Origin of the sequence: Arsenophonus sp. ENCA (assembly GCF_002287155.1) — a bacterium.
Taxonomy (GTDB): domain Bacteria; phylum Pseudomonadota; class Gammaproteobacteria; order Enterobacterales; family Enterobacteriaceae; genus Arsenophonus; species Arsenophonus nilaparvatae.
Genome location: NZ_NHNG01000487.1, coordinates 1 through 5,413, shown reverse-complemented (window position 1 = coordinate 5,413; position 5,413 = coordinate 1). Strand labels below are relative to the sequence as shown.

General features: G+C 39.6%; 6 protein-coding genes and 1 pseudogene. 4 read left to right on the top strand and 3 right to left on the bottom strand.

Annotated elements, in window-relative coordinates; all coding sequences use genetic code 11:
- On the top strand, window positions 1–730 hold a 730-nt coding region (locus CBG25_RS12950; protein WP_290604254.1), incomplete at its 5' end, for an IS66 family transposase.
- 50 nt (window positions 731–780) lie between these two features.
- Here the strand turns inward: CBG25_RS12950 and pgeF are convergent.
- Both pgeF and rluD read right to left on the bottom strand, forming a co-directional pair.
- Window positions 781–1,323 (bottom strand): peptidoglycan editing factor PgeF, encoded by a 543-nt coding sequence (pgeF, locus tag CBG25_RS12945; RefSeq protein ID WP_290607111.1) that lies wholly within the window; start codon window positions 1,321–1,323, stop codon window positions 781–783.
- A complete protein-coding gene (gene rluD / locus CBG25_RS12940; protein ID WP_290607109.1) occupies window positions 1,324–2,301 on the bottom strand; it encodes a 23S rRNA pseudouridine(1911/1915/1917) synthase RluD in 978 nt (325 codons plus the stop codon).
- 130 nt (window positions 2,302–2,431) lie between these two features.
- Here rluD and bamD point away from each other — a divergent pair, with 130 nt between their 5' ends.
- From bamD to CBG25_RS12925, 3 genes and pseudogenes are all read left to right on the top strand, one after another.
- Window positions 2,432–3,166 carry an outer membrane protein assembly factor BamD gene (gene bamD, locus CBG25_RS12935; protein ID WP_290607106.1) on the top strand — a complete coding sequence of 245 codons (735 nt, stop codon included), beginning with the start codon at window positions 2,432–2,434 and terminating at the stop codon, window positions 3,164–3,166.
- Window positions 3,167–3,471: 305 nt separating this feature from the next.
- Window positions 3,472–3,802, top strand: a pseudogene (raiA, locus tag CBG25_RS12930) (ribosome-associated translation inhibitor RaiA).
- Between the two features lie 246 nt (window positions 3,803–4,048).
- Entirely contained in the window at window positions 4,049–5,095 is a 1,047-nt protein-coding gene (locus tag CBG25_RS12925) for a chorismate mutase (protein ID WP_290607104.1), read from the top strand.
- A gap of 37 nt (window positions 5,096–5,132) precedes the next feature.
- Here the strand turns inward: CBG25_RS12925 and CBG25_RS12920 are convergent.
- On the bottom strand, window positions 5,133–5,413 hold a 281-nt coding region (locus CBG25_RS12920; RefSeq protein WP_290603775.1), incomplete at its 5' end, for a transposase family protein.

The window sequence follows — 5,413 nt, the reverse complement described above, 5'->3', positions numbered from 1 at the left end:
GTATGGCACCGGCAGTGATGTGCGAAATGTGGAAGATAACACGCCGCACCTGGTTATCTACGACTACCAAGACTCGCGCAGCGGGCGTTGCCCGAGCGAATTCCTGGTAAACTATACGGGGTATCTGCAAGTTGATGGCTACGCGGGTTATCATGGCACGGAAGCTCAACTCGTTGGCTGCATGGCGCATGCGCGCCGTAAATTTGAAGAGGCTCGGCGAGCCCAGCCGAATACCAAAGTAGGCAAAGCCATTTGGGCCTTAGGGTTAATTCAGAAACTGTACCGGATAGAAAAAACGTGTCAAGGGCTTTCTCCTGAAGAGATTTACCGACGGCGACAGAGCGAAGCGCGTCCATTGATGGAGGAGTTTGAAGCCTGGCTATCAAAGACGAAGGTGCTCCCGAAAGGCTATCTGGGTAAAGCCATTGGTTATTGTCAAAAACAATGGCCAAAGCTGATGCGCTATCTGGAGGATGGTCGTTTGAGTATCGACAACAACCGCGCCGAACGGGCGATAAAGCCTTTTGTAATTGGTAGAAAAAACTGGCTGTTTGCCAATACGGAATCGGGTGCCCATGCCAGCGCGCTATTGTACAGCTTGGTGGAAAGTGCACGTATCAATGGACTTAACCCGTACGATTATCTTTTGGCGCTGCTGACGGCGCTAAAATACCCAGATGAGGATATCGACTGGAACGCACTACTACCCTGGAAAATCACCTTACCTTAAACCACGCAGCAGCGCACTGTGTGGTTCCAATGACGCTTACAATCCTACCATCAGGTTACTACGTAATTTTGTTGGTCAAGACAGTTGCTGACTTCACTACCTACTTCAAATTTTTCCGCACTAATTGCCGGTCCCAACCAGGCCATAATAGAGGAACCCGGTGATTTAAATTGTTTTATTGCCTTTTCCAGGATCCCGTCACACAAACCGCGCCAGCCAGCATGTACGGCAGCAATTTCCGTGCCTTGTTGGTTACAGAGTAAAACAGGCAAACAGTCTGCCGTCATCACGACACATACCTGTCCTCGCTCGCTACTATATGCAGCATCCGCTTGTCGATTACCATTTTTTTCGTTAGCCAAATCGATAATATGCGTGCCATGTACCTGATTAAGCCAGTAAGGCTGCGTTGGTAGTTGGGCAATTTTCATTAAGCTACTACGATTCTGCTCCACTAATCTCGTTTGATCTCCGACATGTAACCCTAGATTGAAACTGTCATAAGGTGGCAAACTATCGCTACCAATACGGGTTGTACTGCAAGCCATGACTGTTTTAGGTTGCGGCCAGTCCGGATATATTAAGCTATCCATTTACCAATCCATCTCATCTTTGTGCATCATGGCATCTGCTTTGAGTATATTAATTAGTATAACCATATCTGCAGGAATATCTGCGTGCCACTCCATTTCAATACCTGTACGAGGGTGATATAAACGTAACATCGTGGCATGGAGAGCCTGACGATCAAAATTGTTCATAACTTGACGAAATTCTTCCGAAACACCTTTTAATGGGCGTGGACGGCCACCATATACTGGGTCGCCAAATAAAGGATGATTAATATGCGCCATGTGAACACGAATTTGATGCGTTCTACCCGATTCTAACCTTAATCTAAGCCTGGTATGAGCGCGAAAATACTCCATTACTCGATAATGGGTAATAGCGGGTTTGCCCAGCGGGTGAATGGCCATATGTGTTCGCTTAGTTGGGTGACGAGCAATAGGTTCATCTACCGTTCCACTAGCAGTCATACGACCATTTACTACCGCTTCATATTCACGCGTAATCTCTCTTAGCTGTAAAGCTTCAACCAGATGAGTCTGGGCAGGAATCGTTTTTGCAATAACCATTAATCCGGTAGTATCTTTATCAAGCCGATGAACGATCCCCGCTCGTGGAACATTAATAATCTCAGGATAGCGATATAAAAGTGCATTTAGTACCGTTCCGTCAGGATTCCCTGCTCCAGGATGAACCACTAAATCACGAGGTTTATTAATGACAATTATTTCGTCATCTTCATAAACAATATTTAATGGAATATTTTGTGGCTGCCAGCGCATATCTTCTTCAATAAGTACATCAATGGCAATTTGTTCGCTACCAAATACTTTTTCTTTCGGCCTATTTATAATTTTGCCATTTACCTGCACTCTATTATCTAAAATCCACTCTTTTATTCGTGAGCGAGAATAATCAGGAAATAATTCAGCTAATGCCTGGTCTAAACGTTGGCCAGGTTGTGATTCTAGAATTTGCGCCTGGAGTTGTAATTGTTGAGCCATAAAATTATCTACAGTAAAGTTTACATTTTGACGGCAGTGCCGTTTTAATTAAAATATGTGCTATTGTAACTCATATTCCGTTAGGGGCTTTATGGAGATCGCCCCAAAAACATTCAGAGGAAATAACCACGTGATTAGAAGTATAAAATATCTGCTGGCAGCAGCCACATTGAGTTTACTTGTTACCGGATGCTCCAGCAATAAGGATACTGTACCAGAAAGCTCTCCCACTGATATCTATACCAGCAGTCAAGAGAAACTACAAAACGGTAATTATAAAGGGGCAATTAAATTATTGGAAACCCTTGATAATCGTTATCCATTTGGCCCTTATGCCCAACAGGCTCAACTGGATATGATTTATGCCTACTATAAATCAGCGGAGCTGCCATTAGCGATAGCAACCATTGACCGATTTATTCGTCTGAATCCAACACATCCCAATATTGACTATGTTTTGTATATGCGCGGTCTTACAGCACAAGCGTTAGACGATAGTGCCCTACAAGATTTTTTTGGTATTGATCGCTCAGATCGCGATCCACAACATGCAATTGTAGCCTTTAGAGACTTTAGTCAATTGGTTCGTTTTTATCCAAATAGTCTGTATGCAACAGATGCTAGCAAACGTTTAGCCTTCCTAAAAGAGCGTTTAGCAAAATATGAACTGGCTATTATTAAATATTATAATAAACGTGGTGCTTATGTTGCTGTTATTAATCGCACTGAACAGATGCTAAAAAATTATCCCGATACCCAGTCAACACGCAATGCATTAAAATACATGGAAATAGCCTATAATAAGTTAGGTTTAACACAGGAAAAAAATAAGGTTGCAGAATTAATCGCAGCTAACCCTGCCTAGAGGCGAAATAATCGTTAGAAGCTATTGATTAAAAACAGCAAAGCTATTTTGCTGTTTTTAACTTTAATAGTAAAAAGAGTTTTAGCCAGATGCTAACTTTTTAAACCGATAAAAATAGCTCAATCAAGTAATAATGCAAAAAACCAGTATCTTATGCAAGTAGCAAGCATCTTTTTTTGATAATGCATCACAATCTCACTATTACTTTAACTAGAGACCAAATAAAACCGATCAAGATCACTTTTTTTCTATTAATATCGCTATTCTAAAAATATCCATAACTCAATGACAAGTGAGGTAGCGATATGATGGTTAGTATAACAAGCAAATGCATAGAAATTACACCTGCTATACGTCACCACATCGAAGAACGTTTGAATAAACTTAGCAAATGGCAAGTTTCTTTAATTAATCCTCACATTGTGCTGTCAAAAGAGCCTCAAGAGTTTATTGTCGACGCCAATATTCACAACACCTAATGGAAAATTATTTGCAAGCGCAAAGCATAGTAATTTTTATATTGCAACCAATGAATTAATAACTAAACTTGAGAAACAACTTAATAAGCGTCAACATAAAAATGAGGCCAGGCGTGCTTATCCAGCCGCAAAAGAGATAGATCTTGCCGCCTTGTAATAACCATTTCGACATTTTATCTTTCTCCAAGCGCACTTTTAATAGTGCGTTTTTTATTATGTTATTTGTTTTGCCTAACATAAAAATAAGCTTCATAATTCATACTGATTGAAAACAGGATTAATAATTAAGCTTAATCGTTATATTCACTGAGTTTTTGTTGGCTTCTTTATAATTATCAGAAAGGCGTTTTTTTATTATCATTCATCGCCCAAAAATAAAAAAATACAACCAGAGAAAATCATTATGGATAATAAATCTAATCTATTAAATATGCAGAAAAAAATAAATGAACTTGATAGTTTGTTATTAAATTTATTGGCGGAAAGACATCATTTAGCAACTAATGTCGCTGACGCTAAATTAAAAATAAATCAGCCTATTAATGAGGCAAACGATGAACAGCAATTGCTAAATAGATTAATCGCTGAAGGGAAAAAACAAGGTCTAGATAGCTTTTATATCACGCGCCTTTTTCAAACTATCAATCAAGATTTCGTGTTAACACAGCAGGCTGTTTTTCAGCAACACTTAAATCCGGTACCAAATAATTCTGGCCGAATTGCTTTTTTAGGCCCTAATGGATCCTATTCTCATCTTGCAGCACGTCAATATTCAGGCCGTCATTTCAGCCAATCAATTGAATGTAGTTGTGATAAATTCGAAGATATCTTTGCTTTAGTCGAGACAAAGCAAGCTGATTACGGCATTTTACCTATAGAAAATTCGAGTTCAGGTGCAATTAATGATGTATATGATTTACTACAAACCACTCCACTTTCAATCGTAGGCGAAATGCGTTTACCTATTAATCACTGCCTACTAGCAATAACTAAAGTACCATTAGAAAATATTGAGACGGTATATAGCCATCCACAACCATTTCAACAATGTAATCAATTTCTACAACAATACCCTAATTGGAAAATTGAATATTGCGATAGTAGTTCCAGTGCTATGCAAAAAGTGGCTAAAATTAATTCAGCTAAAGTGGCTGCATTGGGTAGTGAAATTGGCGGCGCGTTATATGGCTTGACCATTTTAGAACATAATATAGCCAATCAATCGAATAATATGACCCGTTTTATTATTATCGCACGTGATGCAGTACAAGTATCAGAGCAAATTCCCGCTAAAACTACATTATTGATCGCGACCAGCCAACATGCCGGTGCTTTAGTCGATGCATTATTAGTATTGAAAGAACATAATATTGTTATGAGTAAATTAGAATCTCGCCCTATCGATAACAAACCATGGGAAGAAATGTTTTACATTAAGCGTGTTGCTTAATAGTGAAATAAGGGTGTTTCGGTGATTGAAGTAAATTTTACGCTGTTCTGAGATGGAAATTCCAAAGACCTGCGCTAAGGAGTAAGAAGGTATCATCAATAAAGGGTCTACGATTCCGTAAAATTTGGGTCATGCAACCGAGGCGCTTGATACCCGCGATGGCGTGTTCAACTGTAATACGGATGCCCGAGATTATTTTATTTTCTTGTTTTTGTTCAGGCGATAAAGGTCTTTTTCGAGTTCCTTTTTTTGGGATTTGTGTATTAGGATGCTGTTTATCTATACCTTGAAAACCGGTATCTGCCCAGATGGTTACCT

Coding starts and splice junctions, on each gene's coding strand:
- pgeF (WP_290607111.1), bottom strand. CDS start 1,323: ATGGATAGCTTAATATATCCGGACTGGCCGCAACCTAAAACAGTCATG.
- rluD (WP_290607109.1), bottom strand. CDS start 2,301: ATGGCTCAACAATTACAACTCCAGGCGCAAATTCTAGAATCACAACCT.
- CBG25_RS12925 (WP_290607104.1), top strand. CDS start 4,049: ATGGATAATAAATCTAATCTATTAAATATGCAGAAAAAAATAAATGAA.